This window comes from Paenibacillus paludis, from assembly GCF_042610515.1.
Classification (GTDB): domain Bacteria; phylum Bacillota; class Bacilli; order Paenibacillales; family Paenibacillaceae; genus Paenibacillus_AQ.
On record NZ_JBGJZP010000002.1, the window covers coordinates 1 to 22203 of the forward strand.

Sequence of the window (22203 nt, forward strand, 5' to 3'; positions counted from 1 at the left end):
CCTCTATCATGCGCTCCAGCTCCGCGCGGAGACGCTCTACGGCAATATGCGCCAGCTTGTCACGCTGGCGCAGCAGCCCCCGCCACGTATTCTTGGCGATGGCGAAGTCCAGCACAGACGCGAACCGCACGCAGCGCAGCATGCGCAGCGCGTCCTCGTCAAAGCGTTCCTCCGCCGTGCCCACACAGCGGATCAGGCGATGCTTCAGGTCAGCAGCTCCGCCAAAAGGATCGACCAGCTGCCCATCCAGGCCGCAGCAGATGGCATTGATCGTAAAATCGCGCCGCCGCAGGTCCTCCTGCACATCGCTTACAAAAAAGACGTGCTCCGGGCGGCGGTGATCGGCATAGCCGCTCTCCGTCCGGTACGTCGTTACTTCAAAGCTATATCCATCCTGCAATACTGTAACCGTGCCGTGTGCAAGCCCGGTCGGGACACAACGTGTGAACATGGCCATTACTTCTTCCGGCAGTGCCGAAGTCGTAAGATCCATATCATGCACCGGTCTGCCAAGCAGCTCATCACGGATGCAGCCGCCGACAAAATATGCCTCACGGCCGTCTGCAAGCAGGGTGGCAATCACTTTGCCTGCCGCCTCTGCCATGCCGGATGGTGCCATTTTCCATTCCATGAAGCACCCCTTACCCCCGGACTTTATCCAGTCCGAGCACCTTGCGCCCAAGCACACGGTAATAAATATCCTCATATTGATTCGTAATCATGTCTCTGCTGAAATCGTTGCAGGACCGCTCCAGACAAGCTCTTCTGAATTGCTCTATCATGTCCTCATTCGAGAGCAGCTGAACGGCATATTTAGCCATGGCGGCCGTATCGCCAATCGGAGCCAGGAAGCCGGTTTTGCCATGCTGGATCAATTCCGGAATTCCGCCGGCCTGCGAGCCGATTGTCGGCACACCGCAAGCCATCGCTTCCAGGGCTACAAGACCAAAGCTTTCCTTCTCGGAAGGCAGCAGCAGGAGGTCGGCCAAGGAAATGACCTGTGCAATATCATCCTGCTTACCGAGAAAGCGAACCTTGTCTTCCAGACCCATCTCATTGATCTTTGCCTGAATCTTCGGCAGATCAGGCCCTTCACCCACCAGCAGCAGCTTGGCAGGCAACTCATGGCTCACCTTCGCAAAGATATCAACCACATCACCGACACGTTTGACTGGACGGAAATTGCTGATATGCATCAGGATTTTCTCATTCGGTGAAGCAAAATCCCCCCGCAGGTCGGACACGTCACGCGGATAATACACACGTTTATCGACAAAGTTATAAGTCAGGTCAATATCGCGGGTAATATCCAGCACACGCCGTGTCTCGTTGATCAGATCCAGAGACACCGCCGTCACCGCATCACTCTCATTGATGGCGAGACGGATCAAATCCTTAAGCGATTCATCCTGGCCAAGTACAGTAATATCGGTACCATGCAGTGTCGTTACCACTTTAATGTCATTGCCTAACATCTGCTTGGCAAGGAAAGCGCAGACCGCGTGCGGCACCGCATAATGGACATGTAATAAATCCAGCCCCTGCATTTTGGCGACCTGAGCCATCTTAGTAGCGAGCGCCAGATCGTAGGGGGGATAACGGAAGACATAATAATCGTTAACCTCTACCTCGTGATAAAATATATTTTTCTGAAACGTACCAAGCCGGAACGGGATACTGTGTGTAATAAAATGGACTTCATGGCCTTTCTCAGCCAACAGCTTGCCCAGTTCAGTCGCCACTACACCCGAGCCGCCAAGAGACGGATAACAAGTGATGCCTATTTTTAGCCGGTCCATAGCTCCGCCCCTTCGATAAACTTATGTTATGTTAGTACTTTTAGTAATGACATGAGTTAATTATAGTTGTTCATCGGGCTGAAATAAAGCTTTGTGTTTAACGGCCTCCGGTGGTGAACAATTCAACGGCATGCGGCACTTTACTGGCGAAGCCCTCCGCATAAGGAATAAGCCTGCGCTGTCCTAGCAGCATATCCCGCGAACGGACACGTTCGATATAGCCTTCATTAAGCGGGGTCGAAACTACATCCTCACCAGGTGCTTTCTCGAATTGCGAACGGTAGCAGGATAGCGCCTGCTCTTTAATGCTGTATTGTGCAGTCACATCCACGATAAGATCACACCGTCCGAGATCGTTAATGAAGTAAAAATAAAGCAGCGGTGCCGCTACCGCAGGCTTGTCCGGCATATATTTGCGCAGCTTGGCATTAAACACCGCCTCTTCCACCAGCTTGCTGCAAGCAATATGGTCAGGATGGCGGTCTTCCCAATAAGGTGCAAATACGATGTCCGGTGCGAATTTGCGAATTTCCGAGGTCACCGCTGAGAGATGCTCCTCTGTCAAATAGAGTCCCCGGTCAGGGAGCCCCAGATTCGTGCGGAGTGAGGCACCGAGCAGATCAGCGGCCTGCTGAGCTTCCAGCTTGCGCCGTTCCACGGTTCCGTTCGAGGACATTTCCGCTGCGGTCAAATCGCATAGGCCCACTTTCAGGCCTGCAGCAGTATGTTTGGCGATGGTTCCAGCCATGCCGATCTCGGCATCATCGGCATGAGCGCCGAATACTAGGATATCCAGCTTCATTATTCGTCCACACCCGGCTTGTACTTATGTACCAGCTCCCGCCAGCCGAAATCGCCCCGGTCAATCGCCTTGACCAGAATTTCCGCAGTAGCAATATTTGTCGCTACCGGAATGCCATACACGTCACATAAACGCAGAAGGGCAGTAATGTCGGGCTCATGAGGTTGTGCCATCAAAGGATCACGCAGGAAAATAATCAGATCCAGCTCATCCTGCGCCACCAGCGAACCGATCTGCTGGTCTCCGCCCAGCGGACCGGACATGTAGCGGTGGATATGAAGGTTGGTTGCGTCCATAATCCGCTGGCCGGTCGTTCCTGTAGAGTACATCTCAAGTCCTGTAAATACATGCTCATAAGCGGTTACAAAATTCACCATCTCATCTTTTTTCCGGTCATGTGCAATAAATGCAATCTTCAACATGTGTTCTTCTCTCCTGTCTATTCTATAAAGTGCTCAAAACCGTAGATCATTCCTGTGTACTCCATCACTTTCTGGATACCCAGCTTGACTCCAGGCATATATCCAGCCCGTTCGTAAGAATCATGGCGTATTTTAAGCGATTGCCCAAAACCGCCGAAGACTACTTCCTCCTGGGCAAACACACCGGGGAGGCGGACGCTATGAATGCGGAAGCCGTTGTAGTAGCCGCCGCGTGAGCCCTCAATAATTTCTTCTTCTTGAGGATTGCCTTGACGCAGCTCCTCACGCGCTTCAGAAATCATTTCCGCTGTCTTGATTGCCGTGCCCGATGGAGCATCCAGCTTCTGATCTCCATGATACTCGATAATTTCGAGATGTGGAAAATACTTGGCAGCTTGGGCGGCAAACTTCATAAGCAGGATGGCCCCGATGGAGAAGTTAGGTGCGATCAGCCCGCCGATTCCCTGTTCCTGGCATTGCTTGTCCAGTTCCTTAATTTGTTCGGGAGTAAATCCGGTAGTACCAATCACCGGACGTACCCCATATTTAATTGCGAGTGTCGTATTAGCAAAGGCTGATTGAGGAGTCGTGAAATCAACTAACACATCCCCGCTGCTATGTGCAAGGGCGGCCTCAAAGTCCGATGTAACATTAACTCCGCATTCTTCCAGTCCCGCGAGACGACCGGCATCGATACTGCCTGCCGATCGATCTACTGCCGCAGCCAATTCCAGTTCATCATCCTGCAGCACCAGCTTTATTACCTCTTTGCCCATTCTGCCTCCTGCTCCGGAGACAATTACTCTGATCTTGTCGCTCACCCTTATTTCCTCCTCGCTTTCACTGGTTCCATGTTTATTGGATATATTTTTGCAATGATTTCTGCAGGTCCTTCATGAGCTGCCGCAGACCGGAATCATCCGGATGCAGGGAAATGACCTCTTTCATCGCGGCGATGGCCTGCAAGTGCTCGTTCATCCGGCTGTGCGCAATGGCGAGCCATACATATGCATCCCCGTATAGTGGATCCAGCGTAATCGCTTCTTTCAGCAGCGTGATCGGATGATACGGATTATTTGTCCCTTCCGTTTCATCTTCAAGCAGCCTTTTGGCCTCCTGGACAAGCTGTAGCGCCTGCAGATGCTGAAGATGCAGCCGGTATTCAGGCTTGCCGTTATCAAGCTTGAGCGCTGCCAGTGCATGCTCCAGCGCCTTCTCCAGCATCCCGCTGCGGGCATAGGTAATGGAACAGCGGTATCTCACCTCGGCATCATCCGGACTGGCCGCTATAGCTGCCTCAAAGAAGTGTATCGCTTCGGCGAAATCGCTGCGCAGAATAGAGCGGTAGGCCGCTTTTACAAAATCGTTATGATTCATATCCTCACCATCCTAACGGCTAAATCCCGTTCGTTTGGTACAGCATATGTTATAGAAGCCTAATCGGTGTTTTTCAGTGTCCATCGCCCGGCATCGCGGGTATTGAACTTATGCATGACTTTATTGTGGGCTTCGGTCAGATCGATGCCCAGCGAATTGGCGAAGCAGATCGTAATGAACAGAATATCGCCCAGCTCCAATTCAATGGAATTTTCCGCTTCGTCGGATTTTTTCGGCTTCTCACCGAACTGATGGTTTACTTCACGGGCCAACTCACCCACTTCCTCGGACATTCGGGCCAGCATAGACAGCGGGCTGAAGTAACCTTCTTTAAATTGTGAGATGTACGCGTCGACTTCACGCTGCAAATCACCAAGACTTTTATCCATAATTTGTTTCTTCGCCCCCCTGAGAGTTCTTGCCTTCTGTTTGCCCCTATGTTATCGTAAAGACGTTTTGAAGACAAATCTTTTTTAAATTTACAGCTTCACCCCGTGAAAGCAATGTTAGTACAAACTGCCCATTAAGAGGCTTAGGCGAGGGATTATATGAAATCATCCAAATTGTTCGCGATCGGCAAAACAGTAGCTCCCATTATGCTCGGTGCCGCAATCTATGCATTTGGGCTTCTCTATTTTATAGTGCCCAACCAGCTGATGGAAGGCGGGGTAACCGGGATTACCATCCTGCTGAATTACGCCTTTGACCTTCCTATATTCCTGACTACATTACTGCTTAACCTTCCGCTGTTCCTGCTCGGCTGGAAAGTACTCGGCTCAAACCAGATTTTTTATACAGGTATAGGAATCGGTTTGTTGACCTTTTTCCTCTGGGTATTTGAACGGCTGATTGCCGGCGGCTGGCTTGTCCCGTTCAGCACCGAGCATGATTTCATTCTTGCTTCATTATATGCAGGGGTGACGCTTGGCGCGGGACTTGGGATCGTCTTCCGTTACGGCGGAACCACCGGCGGTGTCGATATCGTAGCCAGAATTCTTGCCCGCAAGTTCGGCTGGAGCATGGGGCAGATTATTCTGGCTGTCGACATTATCATCATTGGCGCCTCCCTGCTCTACATACCCCGGGAAAAAATATTGTATACCCTGGTCGCCGTCTTTATTTCTTCGCGGGTCATTGATTTTATACAGGAAGGTGCGTATGCCGCCAAAGCCTTCACCATTATCAGCGATGACGCCCCGCAAATTGCCGATCTTATCACAGCAGAGATGGACAGGGGCGTAACGCTTATCCCTGCTATCGGCGCTTACTCCAAGCAGGCGAAGCATATGGTGTACTGTGTCGTCTCCCGCCAGGAGATCCGCCGCCTCAGCCAGCTGGTGAAATCCATCGACCCCACGGCATTTGTGATCATCAGCGATGTGCATGATGTGCAGGGGGAAGGCTTCCGGCAAACCTAAATCCATGAATCAGCGTGATTCATCATTAATAGAGGGTGGACAAAAAAAGGCTTTCCCTGCCATCATCACGATGGATGATGGGGGAGCCTTTTATTTTAGCTACATCTAATAATCAGCAGAAAATGTATCGTGGCAGAACTATTAACCATACGGGGTCTGCCGCCGCCTGCCTCATGGCCGGATCTATACCGGCTTCCACTCCTCATTCTCGCCGCGGTACTTGCGGTATCCGGTATAGGCCAGCGCTGCCAGAATAAACGCCCCGGCAAGCAGCCCCCACCCTCCATACTCCGGCGGAGACAGCGGCAGAGATAAAGCCGGCTCATCCCTCTCTTTGCCAAACATCACCCGCACTGCGTCCTGTCCGTAAGAAACGATCTCCAGCAGGCGTGTGCGTTCGATCGGCTGAGAGGAGGATGGAATACCCGCCGCGTAAGATAACCAGGAATCAAAGGCATTCACCACCTCCGGCTGGCGGGAGATGACCACTGCAGGGCGGATATTATCATATCTGCTTTGCAGTCTTGTTACTGCCGTTTTCCAATCCTTAAGATTATTGGCAACAGCACTTTGCTCCATATCGTTCAGATCCTCGCGGATCAGCTTGTAGTACTGCAGCCACATCGGTTGCTTTGGATGATTCAGACTGTTGGCAGCGAGCCTGAGCTTGGCAGCGGCAGCTTCCCACTTCTGGGGATTGATTTGCGCAGCCGCCATTGTAGTCTTAAGATCCATAACCACTGTCGTCAGTGCATTTATTCCTTCCACCGAGGTCAGGCCTTCAAAGGATGAGGATACAACAATCTGTGAAATCTCCCCGCTCTCCTGCCTTGCCTTGGCGACATTCCCTTCCAGAACATAGCTGTACAAAGTTTCTGCCGCCTGCTCCAGCCGCTGCGCTCCAGTCCTGCCGGTAAGCGCTGGAGCTTCTCCGCCTACGGAGCTCCCGGTACTAAGCGAATTCTCAAGGCCGGAACCTGCAGCGGCAGCACTAGAATCTGCCATAACCTTTCCAGTATTACCTCCGGCAAGCAGCCAGCACAACACTAACCCTGTCAGCACATAATATCCCCTGCGCGGCATGAGACATCCCTCCTACCCTAAATGTATGGCAGGAGGACAAGAGATAGAACAGCCTGTCAGCGCCTGTCGCTGAAGCTCTCCAGCGGCCTGGTTCTTCTGCTGAAAATCCAGGCCGCGGCGGCGCTGAGCAAGGTTAATCCAATAGTGAAGTACTGCACACCAATTACATCATCCTCCAGCACAGAAGGCAGCCACGGATAAATCCCAATCGAATAATCCACCATGTCGTTGGCAAGGGTCCAGAGCAGCGCTAATGGCAGCATTCTGCGGAAAGCGAAGAAGCGGGCATAGATCAGCGCTTCAACCGCCATCCCGGTATGCGATGCGACCAGCATCCAGTCCTTCCAGCCCACAGTGTCCCCCTGATATCCCCCGGCAAAAATAATACTTACCGCCCAGATACCGTACTTCACGGAGGTGAGAACCGCCAGTGCCTCGATCAGTTCACGCAGCAGAGTCCCTTTCAGACTCTTTGGCGGATACAGCAGGAGCAATAAAGCGGCCGTAAAGAACAGGCTCGCAGTCGGACTATCCGGAACAAACGGAAGCAGCCAGGCAGGATAATTGGCTGCTGTATATTCCAGTTGATTGCCGTACCACATGTAACCGTAAATCGTACCGAAGAAATTCACAATAAAGAGCAGCCATATGACTCCCCGGTGTTTAAACAACTTCTCGAACCAATGAAACGGCATATCGACACATTACCTCCTAGATCATGGCAGCCTCTGCATTTACACAACCAAAAACCTGACCGCATGCACGATCAGGTTTGCGCTTATCATTATTTTACTGTTCGCTTTTTTGTTTGGCAAGCCAGCCGGCAAGAGTGTCAATATCCTGCTCTGTCAGACCTGCCGCCACCGCCGTTTCATACATCGGAGGCATTTGCCCCTGTCCCTCTTTAATGATCGCGAGAATCGCATCTTTGTCATGGGTATCGCCGACACCACGAAGCGCAGGCACACTACCTCCACCTTTCATATCGACAGCATGACAAGAAACACAGGTAGCTTGCTTATAAAGCGCCATCGCCGGATCACTCTTGTCCACGATGGCTACTTCCTCCGTTTCAACAACACTTGTGGTCGGCAAACCTTTGGCTCTGTTCTCTGCCGCCTTTTCCTCACGCTGCACATCCTCAGGAATTTGATCCGTTAACGCCATTTCATGCTTATATTCCGTCCAGGCTGTATTCGTCAAATAAATGATCGCTGCGAGGGAGAGGAACATTAAAGAGGAAGCGATCGGCCGGCGGTAGAACCGCCGTTCCCGGCCCGTATCCAGAAAGGGGGCCAGCAGGAGCGCCCCAAAGGCTACGCCTGTAACGCCGAGTGTGCCCAGCACAATATAGTCGCCGGAGGCATAAGGCAGCTTCAAATATTGATACAGGAACAGGAAATACCAGTCTGGTATCGGAATTACGGTTGCACTGGCATTCGCAGGGAAGCCTAGCGGCGCCGGCTCTGAAATGGTCAGCACCAGGATGCCCACCAGCACGACGACACCGACCATCCATTCTTTCAATAGAAAGTTGGGAATAAACGCTTCCGATTTGCCCGGATATGCCGTATAGTCCGGCGGTGTAATGAAACCGTTACCTTTGCGGACACGGGAATCACCGACAAATACGACCTTTTCTTTGGTGTTGTCCTTGTCTTTGTGTGCCATCTGCAGTTCCCCCTTTCTGTCAATTGACTTACAGCGGACCGGAGATACCCTGTCTGCGGATCATAATAAAGTGTCCGACGAGCAGAATAAGCAGGACCGCCGGGAGGAAAAATACATGCAGTGCAAAAAAACGGGTTAAAGTTTCTGCGCCGACAATAGTGCCGCCCTGCATCAGTTCCTTCAGCACAGGCCCCATAACGGGTACAGAATTAGCAATTTCCAGTGTAACCTTGGTTGCAAAATAAGCTTTGTTGTCCCAAGGCAGCAAATATCCGGTCAGTCCAAGCCCCAGCATCACGAAAAAGATAAGCATACCGACGATCCAGTTCATTTCGCGCGGTGCCTTGTAGGAACCGGTGAAAAATACGCGCATTGTATGAAGGAACATCATCACGATGACAAGACTTGCGCCCCAGTGATGCATACCGCGGACGATCTGCCCGAAGGCCACCTTAGTCTGCAAATATTCCACACTGGCATAGGCATTTATAATATCTGGAACATAATACATTGTCAGAAACATGCCCGATAAGATCTGAATGACTGTAATAAAGAAAGTAAGTCCGCCAAAGCAATAGACAAATGCCGAAAAGTGATGTGCCGGATTGACATGCTCAGGTACCTCATGATCGGCGACATCTCTCCAAATCGGCGTAATATCCAGACGTTCATCAATCCAGTTGTAGACATTTTTAAACATCAGATTTACGCCTCCTTCTTAGCTTCGGTGTTGGGGACGATATCGCCAAGATAGACCCAGCCTCCATCAATCTTGGTCTTGTACTGGTCAAGCGGCTTCGGGGCGACCTCTAGATTCTTGCCTACTTTGGTATACCTCGCTCCATGACATGGGCAATGGTATTCATCCGGATAGGACTTGTTATTGTTCCATCTGACCGTACATCCCAGATGCTTGCAGATCGGTGAAAGCGCATAAATTTCTCCGCTCTCATTTTTACGGATCCAGGCCGTCAGCGTAGCTGTACTGGCATACCATCCGTCCTGCTGTTTCAGCTCAAACGTAAACTCCTGCGGTTCATCGGTAATTTTAGAGGTTTCCGCAATTTTGATGAATTCACCCTCGCCTTTTTTATGTAATATCGGGTCTACGGCAAAACGGATCATCGGCAGGACTGCCCCGGCCCCCATAAAAGCGGTAGCTCCGCCAAGGGTATAGGTTAGAAACTGTCTGCGTGACATCTCTTTTTGGCTGGGCGGTCCTTGCGGATGCGGCTCCTGCTCTTCTTCATGGCTGCTCATACTGTGTGTAACCCCCTATTCAGAAATTGGAGAAGGCACCTGCAGTGTTATCCAGAGGTTTTTCCTGTAAATAATCCGTTTACAATGATATAAGTCACACGACATATAAGTTCAACCTAATCATAGCGTAGGGTCCAAAACCCGTCAAGAATATTGTCTAAATTGTGACAGGCATATTGGGGTACTTTTTTATGAATTGTTGATTTTCTGTCACATTTAACTCATTTATCACCTTGCCACATCTGCTCAATTTCTCTTCCTATCTGACTCTTAAAGGCTATTATCCGGGACGCGTCAAATCCAGTCAGGGAAAGGACTAAATCGCTTTCAACAGTTTCGTTGGACAATACCTCCAAATCGGATGAAGCCACAATGACATATTGGAAGTGACTGGATTTGACTTTTCGGCAAATCTCATTTATGTATTGAAGACTGTCACCTGAGCTGTACTGAATTGCCGGGTAGGTTACAATGCGTCCTTGAAAGGGTTGTTCAATACAGTCCAGCAAATCACGCAGCCGTTCAAGTGCCTCTGCCGCCTCCGGCGGACTCTCCGTACCCGTCAGGCCGGTAAACGGAATCAGGCAGGTATCGAAGTATTTGCAGTTTGCCTCCCAGCTGCTTTTGTCAAAATCACTAAATTTCATTACTGTTCATTCCCCTCACCTGAATTGTTCAAACATTTTTGACAAACATTTCTCCTTGCTTTCTCGAAGATACCGTTAAATCCCTCTTTTACAGGACAACAAAAAAAGAAATGCGCCAAGCGCATCTCTTATGCCAAACTTTTCAGTTCTTCAGTCAGATACCGGAAAGCCGCTTTATCTCCGGCCGCCAGCGCTGTGTCAATCTCCCGGTACAAGATGTCGGTACGACGCTTTCGCAGCGCTTCATCCCACACCATTTCTGCCGCAAGCCCTAGCATCACTTCATAGGTAGCCTTCATTTTGTCCATTCGATACACCTCCGCTGTTTAGAAGTTTCCATATTCCTTCGCCTTGTTCACATAACTCTCGCTGGTGCGTGACATTCTCAGTAAGTCCTGCTCGGTCAATTCACGGACCACTTTGGCGGGGGTACCCAAGGAAAGGGTGTACGGCGGGATCACTTTGTTTTCGGTTACAAGAGATCCGGCTCCTATTAAAGCATATTCACCAATCTCTGCTCCGTTCAATACAATCGCACCCATTCCGATTAATGTGCCTCTGCCTATCCTGCAACCATGTATGATTGCGGAGTGCCCAACCGATATGTCATCCCCCAATATCAGCGGCAGATTCTCCGCCACATGGCCTACAACCCCATCCTGAATGTTGCAGCTTTTTCCAATAATGACTGGAGCAAGATCGCCCCGCAGCACCGCATTGAACCAAATACTTGAATGCTGTCCTACACTCACATTCCCTACCAGCTTAGCCCCTTCTGCCACGTAAACAGATTCATCGAGCTGCGGTATGTAATTCCCATAAGCAATCCGCATTTTCCTCCCCCTTACTTCGGCAGTCGCTTCGGAGTGGCAGCTTCCGTTCCCCATGGCGTCATTTGGACTACCGGGCCTTCAGGTGTCTCCCCAAGCCGGATCATTCCAAGATGCAGCATCATCCGCAAAATTCGCTGTTCCAGGATCGATGCGGCGTCATCATAGTAAAACGGTTTGATCAGCCAGCCCAATCCCTCCACCAAGGAAGAAACGCTCACCCACTCTTCCGCACTTACGCTAATCCAGTATACGAGCGATGGAAGATTAGGAACAGCACCTTTATAGAGTTTTAACCAAAAGGTGAATAACTGCATCAGTCTTTCTGATTTTCCTTCCGCAAGCAGCGTCTCACCTGCCGAGGTTAGCTTCAAACGGTAACCTTCTTCCGAAATATAGCGGCGGTGCCTCGCATAATCATACAGAAGCGCCACTCTTGGCGGATAATGCTCGCATGCTCTGCCGTAACCGAATCTCCAGCCCCCCTTGCCCAGCAGCGGCTCAGGAACTTGGATCGCGTTCATTACGCCCTGCTGATAACGTTTATAGAGGGCACCCTCCTGGTTCAGCTCCAGCTCATTGTCCATCACATAACGCAGGAACAGCAGCAGATCGCCCGCCAGCAGGTCACCTTCCCCGCGGTATACCGCTGGTTCACTGCTCCGGACCACGTGTTCCTTGATATGCTGTCCCATCCTCTCGCGGAAACGGTTCTTCAGATCCTCCGGCACCTGAAAGAGGTATCTGCTCTGCTGTGAGGCGCCGCTGAAGAGCCATCCGCCGCTTTTGAACCGGCTGACCATCTCACGGTAACCGCCGCTTTTGCCGGCAGGTGCATCAAAGCAGGCCTGCCTCGCAGCAGCCAGCAAATCTTCAAGACTGAATTTGCTGCGTTCGTCGAACAACAGCGTGTTGAGAAACCGCAGTTCCTCCGGGGTGCAATCCCGGATATGAGTCTCCATGAAATCGCGGCTTCCCAGCGTGATTAGTATACTCTGAATCAAATCATGTTTAGAATTTCGTTTGCAATCGCACTGGTAGCGCCCCGCAATGGCGGTAAGCTGACCAATGTCTGCGTAAGTGAGCATATCCGCCAGATTCATCTTTTATCGCCTCACCGTTTTACTACCATTATGGGAAATACAGCCCTTTTTATTCCTTATTACGCAAAAAAAATAACCCGAGGCTTCGGGTTAACGCTGATTTTGCAAGATATGACGTGTACAATTGTATAACAGCGGACTCCATTCCTGTTCCTTCTTCTCCAGGATGGTCAGCGACAGATTGCCAAGACGTTCTGTGTACTTGTCCTTATAAAGCGCGGTGTACAGCTGAGCCAGAAAGCCGCCGTGGGAAATTACCAGCACATTGCTCTGCGGATAACGGGCTGATAGATCCTCCAGGAAAGCAAGACCGCGTACCTGCAGCTGTTCATCCGTTTCTTGACCCAGCGACAGCAGGTTCCACTCTTTGCCCCACTTCTCCTCCCGCTGCATCGCAGTCATGCCTTCCACCTGTCCATAGGCACGCTCACGGATCCGGTGATCGGGTTCAAGCAGTGGAATGTCCAGCTTGGCAGCTACGATCTTCCCTGTCTCCGCTGCGCGGGAAAGACTGCTGGTAATGCAGTAGTCCCAGCGGTAAGGTTCCTGCAGAAGCCTGTCTCCCAGCATCTCAGCCTGCCTCCGGCCCTCATCGTTAAGCGGAATGTCACTTTGCCCCTGTATCTTTCCTTCCGCATTCCAATCGGTCAGCCCATGGCGTACTAAGCCGATAAGCATTGCCATCACCCTTCCCCTCCTTTATGTTTGCTTAATAATGTATCATGAATGAAAACAAATGTCTTCTTTTTGAAAGATTATTATGCCTTTTCGCTCTTCCTGCACGGAAACAAGACAACAAAAAAAGCCCGCTTTACTTGGTAGTAAAGGGAGCTCCTCATTGTCTGCGGTAACGGTTCAACCGGATGAGCAAAAATATCGATAAGCCTACCCCCAGCATGGACAGCATCATCCAATATTGTGGATGGGTTGGCCCCATGCTTACTACAAGCGGCTCGATAATGCCGCCTTCTGATTCCAGAACAGGATAAGCCGGCGACCATCCTAGTGAAAGGCCGGCCACACCCGTATCCACAATCCCGCTTTGCGCTGTGGTTGTGTTATGGGATGTCTTAAACATAGTGAAATATAGGAAGCTCGATAGAAACACTGCCAGAAAGCAGGCAATCCAAAGGCTTATCCGGCGGCGGAAAACTGTAGAATTACCGGCAGATTTCCCGTCCCCGGGCATCAGCCAGGGACTCTCGAGATAAATCCGCTCCATAACCCTGAGGTTTATAGCTTCCGCACGTTCTTCGCTGACTTCTACCTTCGTCTCCAGCATAAGCTCGCTGCTCTCCTGCCACAATGCCCACTCGGAGGCGCAGTACGGGCAACTTGCAATATGCCTCTCAAGTTCAATCCGCTTGGGGTCGGTGGGGGGAGCGTCCCACAATAGCGGAATGAAATCTTGCGCTTCCCTGCAGTTCATTGGCCTTACACCCTCTCAGCCTGCTCTTCAAGTTCAGGCTCATAGAAATAGGACTCGAGCTGGAGCTTCACACTGCTCCTGGCACGGAACAATAATGATTTCACGGAGCTGACACTCTGATCCAAAATAATGGCGATTTCCTGATAATCCATTTGATCATATTCACGCAGAATGAGTGCAGAACGCTGCTTCTCCGGTAGATTATTGATCGCTTCACGGACCAGCATCATCCGTTCTTTACGCAGCGCCGCTTGCTCCGGTGCTACCTCTGGCGGAGCTACAGGAGTATATCCGCTTTCTTCGAGAGATACATTGCCTGCACGATTCTTGCGAAGCTCACTCAGCACCGTATTACGGGCGATTGTATACAGCCATGTCGAGAATGAAGCATCCACTTCACGGAAGGAATGCAAGCTGCGGAACGCCTTATAAAAGGTCTCCGAGCAGAGATCTTCAGCAATCAGCTCCATATGGGAATTCTTAAGCATATGATAGACAAAAGCCAATATTTTTCGTTGGTATCTTCGCATCAGTTCCGAGTATAATTCTGTGTTTCCTTGCTTAATAAGCTGGATCAACTGGGAATCCGTCATGGTGAGTTCGGCCCTCCTCGCCCTTGCACGTTTAATCCCGGCCGGTCTGTAACTACTTATACCGGTCGGGGCTTAAAAAGTTGCGCTTTTACGCTAAATTTGTACCGTTTTATGAAATACTTCCTATGTATATTCAAATACCCGGTAAAAAAGGCATGCCACATGTAAATACAGAAATAAATACGCATCTTTACAGGTTTCCTTACATCCCGCACGGCGCTTTTTTGATGATTACGGAAAGGAATCTATAAACATACTTAACCCAGTATAGCATAGATTCTAACAGGATGACATTAATAGACTCGGGGCAACAATACACTATTTTACATTTCGGATATTAAGTCGAATCCTGCTTCATTCCTAAACCTGCCATCTGTGCACATAAAAAGTCAGTCGAAACGCTCTTTCTTATCTATTCCGGATGGCCGGATCTGCGATTTGGAAAATAAAGTTTAAAGAAAGTGTTGACAAAATGTAAACGGATACATATAATAAAAGTACAGTATGGTTTCTCTCCACTCCTATCCAAACACTGCACAATTCCAATTCATTGTGAATTGTAGCCGCTTACTTTGTAAGCGGTCTTTTTTTGTCCATTTTCAGGCTGAGGTGCGCCGTAACCCAAACCAAAAAGGGCTTTGACTTCGAAGTTTACTCAGGTTATTTTCGTGGAGTCCGATATCTTATATATCTTAATAACTAAAAAAGCCGGGGCATTCGCCCCGGCTTCTACACATATACCGTATAATCATTGTGCTGCAGCAGAATCTTAGCCCGCTCCATGTCATTCTCCTGACGAAAAGACAGCCTCATAATGCCGGGAACGTCTTCACGGCTCTCAATAATCTGCACATTGCTAAGGTTGATACCCTGATCCCCCAGCTCTGTAGCGATTCGCCCGATAATACCCGGATGATCGGGAACATCAATATGGAGATCGAACAATGGCGTAATCATTCCTTTGCGGCGCTCCGGCAGCTGGCTGCGGAAGCCGTTAGCTTCGCTGAAAGCCTCCTCAATGCCTTCTCCGTCCGCCGTCTCCAGCAATTCGATAAATGAAGATACCTCCTGATTCCAATCCTTCAGCAAGCGCAGCATCACCGTACGGTTGTTAAGCAGAATATCGCGCCAGATGATCGGATCACTGGAAGCAATCCGTGTGATGTCGCGGAAGCCGCCTGCAGCCAAAGTGCTGTACAGGGAATCCGTATTATCATAGGCATGAATCTGATTCACAAGCGCGACGGCAATAATATGCGGCAGATGGCTGATCGCACCGACGATTTCATCGTGGCGTTCCGGATCGAGCCGGACGATCTGCGCTTTGGTATGTAATAGCAAGGATTCAAGTGCATGATACGCATCGTCCGGCACTCCCGGCGGAGGTGTCAGCACATAATAGGCATTCTCAAACAGCAGTGAGGAGGCTGCTTCCACACCGGAGCGCTCGGAACCGGCCATGGGATGCCCGCCTATGAAATGCACATCGGGAAAGTCCAGTGAAACCGCGCAGGCGGCAATGCTGGCCTTAGTGCTGCCGACATCCGTAATGATGCAGCCGGGTTTCAGCGGAAGCTTGCTTAACTGCTGCAAATAATCCTCCAGCATGCCTACAGGCACGCATAGAAAAATAAAATCGGCGTCCAGCGCCGCTTCTTCAACAGAAAGTGTTGCCTGATCGACAACACCTCTGCTGACATATTTAATTGCGGATTCAGGACGGTGGGCATGGCCTACGACGGTCAGGCCCTCCTTGCCTTTGAAGCAAAGGGCCAGTGAGCCTCCGATCAGACCGACACCGAAAATGGCTATTTTTGTCGTCATGTTCTTTGTACTACCTGCCTTCTATAGGTATCGTCTTGTCTGTTACAGGTTACACCTGTACCTTCTGATCTTTAAGCACCCGCTCCAAAGCGGCGATAAAAGCCTTGTTCTGCTCTGTCGATCCGACAGTAACACGGATATAAGTCGGGTAAAGCCTGTGGCCCGCTCTTACAATGATGCCTTGACGCAGCAAGGCGTCGAATACTTCGGTTGCAGGCTTGCGTACATCTACCATAATGAAATTACCGTGTGCCGGGAAAAAGTCCAGGCTCAGGCGTTTGAATTCTCCCTGAAGCTGAATGATGCCCGCGCTGTTGAGACGGCGGCATTCCTGCACATAATCCTGGTCAGCCAGTGCAGCTAAGGCGCCAGCCTGGGCTAGACGGGAAGTGTTGAAAGGTTCCCGAACCTGGTTAATCAGCTTGATAATCTGCGGACTTGCAACACCATAGCCGATGCGGAGCGCAGCCAACCCATAAATCTTGGAGAAGGTGCGCAGCACCACCAGATTCGGATACTTAGCGAGCAGCTCAATTCCATCCGAGTAGGAAAGGTCTGTTACGTATTCGGAGTATGCTTCATCGAGCACCACCATTACATTCGCAGGAACCGCGTTCAGGAAAGTGACCAGCGCCTCTTCAGGCACAATCGTACCGGTTGGATTATTGGGATTGCAGATCCAGATCACCTTTGTCCGTTCCGTCACTGCAGCCAGCATCGCGTCAAGATCATGTGTACCATTTGCCAAAGGCACTTCTATCGAAACAGCACCTTCTATATCGGCATTGCTCTTGTATACGGAGAAGGTCTGATCCGCCATAATTGTCTCGTCACCCGGCAGGAAAAAGGCACGTGTAATCAAGGCGATGATTTCATCGGAGCCGCAGCCGAATATGATATTGTCGTTCTCCACGCCAAGGTGGCTTGCCAGTGCGCTTGTCAAATCAGCGGCCGCGCCATCAGGATACAGAAAAAGATTGTCCAGATCGGCAATAATAGCAGCTTTTGCGCTCGGTGAAGGACCATAGGGGTTCTCATTGGACGCCAGTTTAATGACCTCGCTTAAGCCCAGTTCTTTCTTAACCTCATCAATAGGTTTGCCTGGCTTGTAGACAGGGAGGTTGATAATATTTGGTTTCGGATTCATTTATGTTCCTCGCTCTCCATGGGTAAGATAGCTGCTCTCAGGTCTGTCAGCAGACTGTTATGGTCTTAATTGTGCCACAAATTCACGAATTTGCAACAGTCCTTGGCTGCGGGTATCCGGATTGTCCAGCAGCGGAATCACATCCTCCACCTTGCGGACAATGGCACTGCCTACGACCACACCGTCGCAAATGCGGGCAAACCGTGCCACCTGCTCGCCCGTCGAGATGCCAAATCCAACAGCTACCGGCAAGTCTGTTGCCCGGCGTACGGATTCAATAAAGTCATCCACTCCGGTATGAAACGACGATCTTTCGCCCGTCACACCAAGGGAGGAGACACAATAGACAAAACCGCTGGCACCGGAGACAATTTTGGCAATCCGCTCACTGGAGGTCGGCGCGACAAGCGGTATCAGATTCACACCGGCCTCACGGCTGCGCAGGCGCATTTCCCCGGACTCCTCCACAGGCAGATCGGGAATGATCAGGCCGCTGATTTCGTGGGTCTCAAGCTCTGCAAAAAAGGTGTCCAGGCCCATCTGCATAACCGGATTATAATAGGTGAACAAAATGAACGGAAGCTCGCTTCCCGCCTGTCGGGCCTTCAGTGCCGTTTCCATACAGGTTCGAAGGTTAATGCTGCCTCGCAGCGCTCTAGCAGATGCCCGCTGGATCACCGGACCATCCGCGAGCGGGTCGGAGTAAGGAACGCCCAGCTCCAGAATATCTGCACCCGCCGCCTCCAGTTCGGCAATGATATCAAGCGTGGTCTCCAGATCGGGATCGCCAACCGTCAGAAAAGGAATCAAGGCCGTCCGTCCGGCCTCTTTAAGCTGCCGGAAGGTCAAATCCATCCGGTTTGTCGTGTCCGTTGTCATTGCTTACCCGCTCCTTCCGTATAGGCCATTATAGATTCCACGTCTTTGTCGCCGCGCCCGGACAGACAGATGACTACAATATCATCTTTGGTGAGCGTGGGTCCGATCTTAGCAACATGCGCCAAGGCGTGGGCCGACTCCAGAGCTGGAATAATGCCTTCAGTCATACACAGCAGCTTCAAAGCCTCAAGCGCTTCCTCATCCGTAATCGGCACGTATCGGGCACGCTCTATATCTTTGAGGTAGGAATGCTCAGGGCCAACTCCCGGATAATCCAATCCGGCAGAGATGGAATGCGCCTCTGTAACCTGTCCATGTTCATCCTGCAGCAGATAGCTCAGGGAGCCTTGAAATACTCCATGGGTTCCCTTGCTCATTGTCGCAGCATGAAAAGGGGTATCGATCCCCTTGCCTGCAGCCTCTACTCCGATCATGCCGACATTCTCATCCTCCATAAATGGATAGAACATGCCGATCGCATTGCTTCCTCCGCCTACGGCAGCAACCAGCAGATCCGGCAGCCTGCCTTCGGCCTCCAGAATCTGGCGGCGGGTCTCATCGCCGATAATCCGCTGGAAGTTGCGGACCATCATCGGATAAGGATGCGGCCCAACCGCAGAGCCTAAGATATAAAAGGTATCTTCAACATTGCTGACCCAGTAGCGCAGCGCTTCATTCCCTGCATCCTTGAGTGTCCGTGATCCGGAAGTCACCGGTATAACCTCTGCCCCCAGCAGCTTCATACGGAAAACGTTAAGCGCTTGGCGGCGTGTATCCTCCTCCCCCATAAACACCTTGCATTCCATCCCAAGGAGCGCTGCCACCGTAGCCGTAGCTACGCCATGCTGGCCTGCACCTGTCTCGGCAATAACCTTCGTTTTGCCCATCATCTTGGCCAATATTCCCTGACCGATCGCATTGTTGATCTTATGTGCTCCGGTGTGATTCAGGTCTTCACGCTTTAGATAGATCTTGGCCTCACCGATATGCTTGCTGAAACGTTCCGCATAATACAGCGGAGTCTCCCGTCCGGAATACTGCTTCAGCAAATAATCTATTTCTTCCTGAAAAGCCGGTTCCCCCGAATACTTGCGGTAGGCTTCCTCCAGCTCAATCAGTGCATTCATTAGAGTTTCAGGAACGAAGCGGCCTCCAAAAGAACCAAAACGCCCATTGATGTCCGGTACTTGTATCATGATTGCTTCACCCTTTCCACAAAAGCTGTCATTTTAACAATATCCTTAATTCCGCCGCTCTCCACTCCGCTGGAAACATCCACGCCATCCGGGGCGTAGCCCGTCAGCAATTCACTGACATTGCCCGGCTCCAGTCCCCCGGCGATAAATAACGGCAGTCCATACGCCGCTGCCGCCTGCTGGAAGTGAGGAATACGTTCCCAATCAAACGTCCGGCCTGAACCGCCGCCCTGCGGATCATAAGTATCCAGCAGCAATGCATCCACCACACCGGCATAGCTTTCCAGGCTACTATGCCTATCCGAAGCTTGTTCCGTATCACGGCTGACCACAGAAAGAGCCTTCCAGACCTGTACCTGCGGAAACGCCAGCTTAACCTCACGGCAAAATTCCGCACTTTCCTGCCCATGCAGCTGTATCACACCCAGTGGAACTGCCTTCATGATTTCCCGAAGCTCTGCCAGTTCCGGGTTCACAAACACACCTGCGGCTTCCGGAGCCTTGTCTGCCTGCCAGTCCGCAAGCTGCGCGGTAAGCACTGCTGCCTGCTCCGGGGTTATTCTGCGGCGGCTGGGAGCAAAGACAAAACCGACATAATCCAGTGGTAATCGCTTCATAGATTTTAGCACTTCAACGTCCTGAAGTCCACAGATTTTTACCATTGTCTCACTCATGCACGGCACGGCCTTTCCCTGCCTGTACCGGACCCAGCAGTTCATTCACTGCCTGCTCCACGTTCTGCTGGCGCATTAAGTATTCTCCTACCAACACGCCAAGGGCGCCGGTTGTGCTCAGATAGTCTATATCGCCGGGCCCGGCTATTCCACTCTCACTAATCACTGGCACTCCCTTAGGTGCAAGCGTGGCCAGCTCTGCCGTAGTCGCAAGCGAGGTCTCAAAGGTATGCAGGTTGCGGTTGTTGATTCCCAGCAGCACATTCGGATGTGCCGCTTTGCCGGTCTCCAGTAGCATTTCCAGTTCATTGCGGTCATGAATCTCAATGAGTACATCCATTCCCAGTGAGGAAGCCAACTCTGTGAAGTTAGCAAGCCGGTTCGGGTCCAGAATAGCCGCGATCAGCAGGATGGCATCCGCTCCCAGCAGACGCGCCTCATAAATCTGTTTCTCGTCGATAATAAAATCCTTGCGCAGCAGTGGAAGACTTACCGCCTTTCTAACCTGCTGCAGGTATAAACCGCTGCCCTGAAAATACTCGCTGTCCGTAAGAACGGACAAGCAGTCAGCACCTCCCGCCTCATAGCCTTGTGCTATGGAAACCGGGTCAAAATCCGCCCGGATCAGACCTTTGGACGGGGAAGCCTTCTTCACTTCCGCAATCAGCCCCATCTCTCTGTTCCGCCGCTTCGTGAGCGCATCACGGAATCCTTTTGTCGACGGCAGCCCGGAAATTTCAAGTTCAGCCTGAGCCAGCGAAAAAGTCGCGGCCAGCGCTTCTACCTCTTTGATTTTGGTGGCAACAATCCGTTCAAGATACATAATCAAGCTCCTTCGTCATGACTTTCAGCTGCTCCAGCTTGAGCAGTGCCGCGCCTGAATCTACTACTTCTCTTGCTTTCTCTACGCCATCTCTCAATGTATCCGCCAATCCGGCGACATAGATACAAGCACCTGCATTGGCCAATACAATATCACGGTAAGGATTAACTTCTCCGGCCAACACGGCGGTGATAATCGCTGCATTTTCAGCTGCATCTCCGCCAAGCACATCTTCCAGCGGATGTCTGCTGAGGCCCAGTTCCTCTGGAGTCACTTCATAGGTAAACACAGCCCCGTCTTTCAGCTCGGATACCTGTGTAGGTGCCGAAATGCTGATTTCATCGAGACCATCCAGACTGCTTACAATCATCGCGCGCTTGGAGCCGAGCTCCTTCAGTACATTCGCGACTGTTTCCGTCTTGCTGCGGTCATAAATGCCCATCAGCTGCCGGTCGGCTCCCGCTGGATTGGTCAGCGGTCCAAGCATGTTGAATACGGTCCGGACACCGAGCTCACGCCGGGGTGCAGCGGCATGCTTCATGGATGGATGATAGATTTGTGCGAACAGGAAGCAGATACCGATGCTGTCCAGACACTGCCGGGCCTGCTCCGCATTCAGATGAATGTTGACGCCCAGCGCTTCCAGCACATCAGCGCTGCCCGCTCTGCCGGAAGCAGAACGGTTGCCGTGCTTGGCGACCCGGACCGAAGCGGCTGCGGATATGATCGCCGAGGCCGTAGAAATGTTGAATTTATGGATTCCGGAACCGCCGGTTCCGCAGGTATCCAGCAGCCGGGTGCGCTCCGTAAGCACAGGAGTACCGAAACCGCGCATGGCTTCGGCGAAACCGGTAATTTCCTCCACCGTTTCCCCCTTGATCCGCAATGCGGTCAGCAAGGCGCCGATTTGCGCCGGTGATGCCGATCCCTCCATTATTGTTCCCATAAGCTCACGTGCCTGTGTGCGGGTTAGATCCCTGCCCTCTATCAGTCCGGCAATTCCTGATTGCATCAATTGACTTGCTTCCATAGTTCTTTTCCTCCTAAAAGTTTTATGGAGCATTCTCTGCTCTGCTCATCTTCGTAATAAAACTCGCTTCGTAAGCATTCGCTTAAGTTTTGTGAGCATATGCATCCTGAACCCGCGTCGAACAAAACTGACACCGGAAGCATACGCTAAAAGTTTTATGGAGCATTCTCTGCTCTGCTCATCTCTGCTATCCCCT

Annotated in this window: 27 protein-coding genes; 1 reads left to right on the forward strand and 26 read right to left on the reverse strand. The window is 51.2% G+C overall.

The genetic code is table 11. From position 1 onward, the window contains the following. The 7 genes from ACAN56_RS03275 to ACAN56_RS03305 all read right to left on the reverse strand — a co-directional run. The coding region (locus tag ACAN56_RS03275) for a CCA tRNA nucleotidyltransferase (RefSeq protein WP_379140455.1) at positions 1-631 on the reverse strand (631 nt) is incomplete at its 3' end. Positions 632-641: 10 nt separating this feature from the next. Then, complete coding sequence (bshA, locus tag ACAN56_RS03280) at positions 642-1799, reverse strand: N-acetyl-alpha-D-glucosaminyl L-malate synthase BshA (protein ID WP_038594434.1); 1158 nt, start codon at positions 1797-1799, stop codon at positions 642-644. 97 nt (positions 1800-1896) lie between these two features. Beyond that, positions 1897-2601 carry a bacillithiol biosynthesis deacetylase BshB1 gene (gene bshB1, locus ACAN56_RS03285; protein WP_038594437.1) on the reverse strand — a complete coding sequence of 235 codons (705 nt, stop codon included), beginning with the start codon at positions 2599-2601 and terminating at the stop codon, positions 1897-1899. Then, positions 2601-3023 carry a methylglyoxal synthase gene (mgsA, locus tag ACAN56_RS03290; protein ID WP_038594440.1) on the reverse strand — a complete coding sequence of 141 codons (423 nt, stop codon included), beginning with the start codon at positions 3021-3023 and terminating at the stop codon, positions 2601-2603. The genes bshB1 and mgsA overlap by 1 nt, the downstream gene beginning before the upstream one ends. Before the next feature lie 17 nt (positions 3024-3040). Then, complete coding sequence (dapB, locus tag ACAN56_RS03295; protein ID WP_342436212.1) at positions 3041-3844, reverse strand: 4-hydroxy-tetrahydrodipicolinate reductase; 804 nt, start codon at positions 3842-3844, stop codon at positions 3041-3043. A gap of 34 nt (positions 3845-3878) precedes the next feature. Further along, a complete protein-coding gene (locus ACAN56_RS03300) occupies positions 3879-4400 on the reverse strand; it encodes a tetratricopeptide repeat protein (RefSeq protein ID WP_038594445.1) in 522 nt (173 codons plus the stop codon). Positions 4401-4459: 59 nt separating this feature from the next. Further along, positions 4460-4789 carry a nucleotide pyrophosphohydrolase gene (locus ACAN56_RS03305; protein WP_038594447.1) on the reverse strand — a complete coding sequence of 110 codons (330 nt, stop codon included), beginning with the start codon at positions 4787-4789 and terminating at the stop codon, positions 4460-4462. Between the two features lie 159 nt (positions 4790-4948). Between ACAN56_RS03305 and ACAN56_RS03310 the strand changes: the two genes are divergently transcribed. Further along, on the forward strand, positions 4949-5818 hold the full coding sequence (locus tag ACAN56_RS03310) for a YitT family protein (RefSeq protein WP_342436214.1): 870 nt from the start codon (positions 4949-4951) through the stop codon (positions 5816-5818). Positions 5819-6001: 183 nt separating this feature from the next. On the opposite strand, the gene ACAN56_RS03315 is transcribed toward ACAN56_RS03310, so the two are convergent. The 19 genes from ACAN56_RS03315 to trpD form a co-directional block, all read right to left on the reverse strand. Then, complete coding sequence (locus ACAN56_RS03315; RefSeq protein WP_379140461.1) at positions 6002-6901, reverse strand: sporulation protein YpjB; 900 nt, start codon at positions 6899-6901, stop codon at positions 6002-6004. A gap of 56 nt (positions 6902-6957) precedes the next feature. Next, entirely contained in the window at positions 6958-7596 is a 639-nt protein-coding gene (locus tag ACAN56_RS03320) for a DUF1405 domain-containing protein (protein WP_379140463.1), read from the reverse strand. Positions 7597-7690: 94 nt separating this feature from the next. Next, on the reverse strand, positions 7691-8572 hold the full coding sequence (locus ACAN56_RS03325) for a menaquinol-cytochrome c reductase cytochrome b/c subunit (protein WP_038594451.1): 882 nt from the start codon (positions 8570-8572) through the stop codon (positions 7691-7693). Positions 8573-8600: 28 nt separating this feature from the next. Beyond that, the gene (qcrB, locus tag ACAN56_RS03330) at positions 8601-9272 is read right to left on the reverse strand and encodes a menaquinol-cytochrome c reductase cytochrome b subunit (protein ID WP_038594453.1); all 672 of its coding nucleotides are present in this window, start codon (positions 9270-9272) and stop codon (positions 8601-8603) included. A 5-nt stretch (positions 9273-9277) separates the two neighbouring features. Further along, positions 9278-9832, reverse strand: a complete 555-nt coding sequence (locus ACAN56_RS03335; protein ID WP_038594455.1) for a QcrA and Rieske domain-containing protein — start codon at positions 9830-9832, stop codon at positions 9278-9280. A 221-nt stretch (positions 9833-10053) separates the two neighbouring features. Next, complete coding sequence (locus ACAN56_RS03340) at positions 10054-10479, reverse strand: DUF2487 family protein (RefSeq protein ID WP_379140466.1); 426 nt, start codon at positions 10477-10479, stop codon at positions 10054-10056. A 128-nt stretch (positions 10480-10607) separates the two neighbouring features. Further along, positions 10608-10787, reverse strand: coding sequence for an IDEAL domain-containing protein (locus ACAN56_RS03345; RefSeq protein WP_038594463.1), 180 nt, complete (start codon positions 10785-10787; stop codon positions 10608-10610). Between the two features lie 18 nt (positions 10788-10805). Continuing rightward, entirely contained in the window at positions 10806-11312 is a 507-nt protein-coding gene (locus ACAN56_RS03350) for a gamma carbonic anhydrase family protein (protein WP_038594465.1), read from the reverse strand. A gap of 11 nt (positions 11313-11323) precedes the next feature. Beyond that, positions 11324-12412 carry a hypothetical protein gene (locus tag ACAN56_RS03355; protein WP_379140469.1) on the reverse strand — a complete coding sequence of 363 codons (1089 nt, stop codon included), beginning with the start codon at positions 12410-12412 and terminating at the stop codon, positions 11324-11326. A 90-nt stretch (positions 12413-12502) separates the two neighbouring features. After that, positions 12503-13090 (reverse strand): histidine phosphatase family protein, encoded by a 588-nt coding sequence (locus ACAN56_RS03360; protein WP_038600248.1) that lies wholly within the window; start codon positions 13088-13090, stop codon positions 12503-12505. A gap of 157 nt (positions 13091-13247) precedes the next feature. Further along, entirely contained in the window at positions 13248-13841 is a 594-nt protein-coding gene (locus ACAN56_RS03365; RefSeq protein ID WP_038594472.1) for an anti-sigma factor, read from the reverse strand. 5 nt (positions 13842-13846) lie between these two features. Then, entirely contained in the window at positions 13847-14434 is a 588-nt protein-coding gene (locus ACAN56_RS03370) for an RNA polymerase sigma factor (RefSeq protein WP_038594474.1), read from the reverse strand. A gap of 729 nt (positions 14435-15163) precedes the next feature. After that, positions 15164-16258: a prephenate dehydrogenase gene (locus ACAN56_RS03375; protein WP_379140472.1), complete on the reverse strand. Its 1095-nt coding sequence runs from the start codon at positions 16256-16258 to the stop codon at positions 15164-15166. 49 nt (positions 16259-16307) lie between these two features. Then, entirely contained in the window at positions 16308-17405 is a 1098-nt protein-coding gene (gene hisC, locus ACAN56_RS03380) for a histidinol-phosphate transaminase (protein WP_076109848.1), read from the reverse strand. Positions 17406-17462: 57 nt separating this feature from the next. Then, on the reverse strand, positions 17463-18284 hold the full coding sequence (gene trpA, locus ACAN56_RS03385; RefSeq protein ID WP_342436222.1) for a tryptophan synthase subunit alpha: 822 nt from the start codon (positions 18282-18284) through the stop codon (positions 17463-17465). After that, complete coding sequence (trpB, locus tag ACAN56_RS03390) at positions 18281-19480, reverse strand: tryptophan synthase subunit beta (RefSeq protein ID WP_076109850.1); 1200 nt, start codon at positions 19478-19480, stop codon at positions 18281-18283. Before trpB ends, trpA begins: the two co-directional genes overlap by 4 nt. Next, positions 19477-20154, reverse strand: coding sequence for a phosphoribosylanthranilate isomerase (locus ACAN56_RS03395; RefSeq protein WP_379140475.1), 678 nt, complete (start codon positions 20152-20154; stop codon positions 19477-19479). The genes trpB and ACAN56_RS03395 overlap by 4 nt, the downstream gene beginning before the upstream one ends. Beyond that, positions 20147-20977 (reverse strand): indole-3-glycerol phosphate synthase TrpC, encoded by an 831-nt coding sequence (gene trpC, locus ACAN56_RS03400; RefSeq protein ID WP_379140478.1) that lies wholly within the window; start codon positions 20975-20977, stop codon positions 20147-20149. The genes ACAN56_RS03395 and trpC overlap by 8 nt, the downstream gene beginning before the upstream one ends. Continuing rightward, positions 20967-22007, reverse strand: coding sequence for an anthranilate phosphoribosyltransferase (gene trpD, locus ACAN56_RS03405; RefSeq protein WP_379140481.1), 1041 nt, complete (start codon positions 22005-22007; stop codon positions 20967-20969). Before trpD ends, trpC begins: the two co-directional genes overlap by 11 nt. Between the last annotated feature and the right edge of the window lie 196 nt (positions 22008-22203).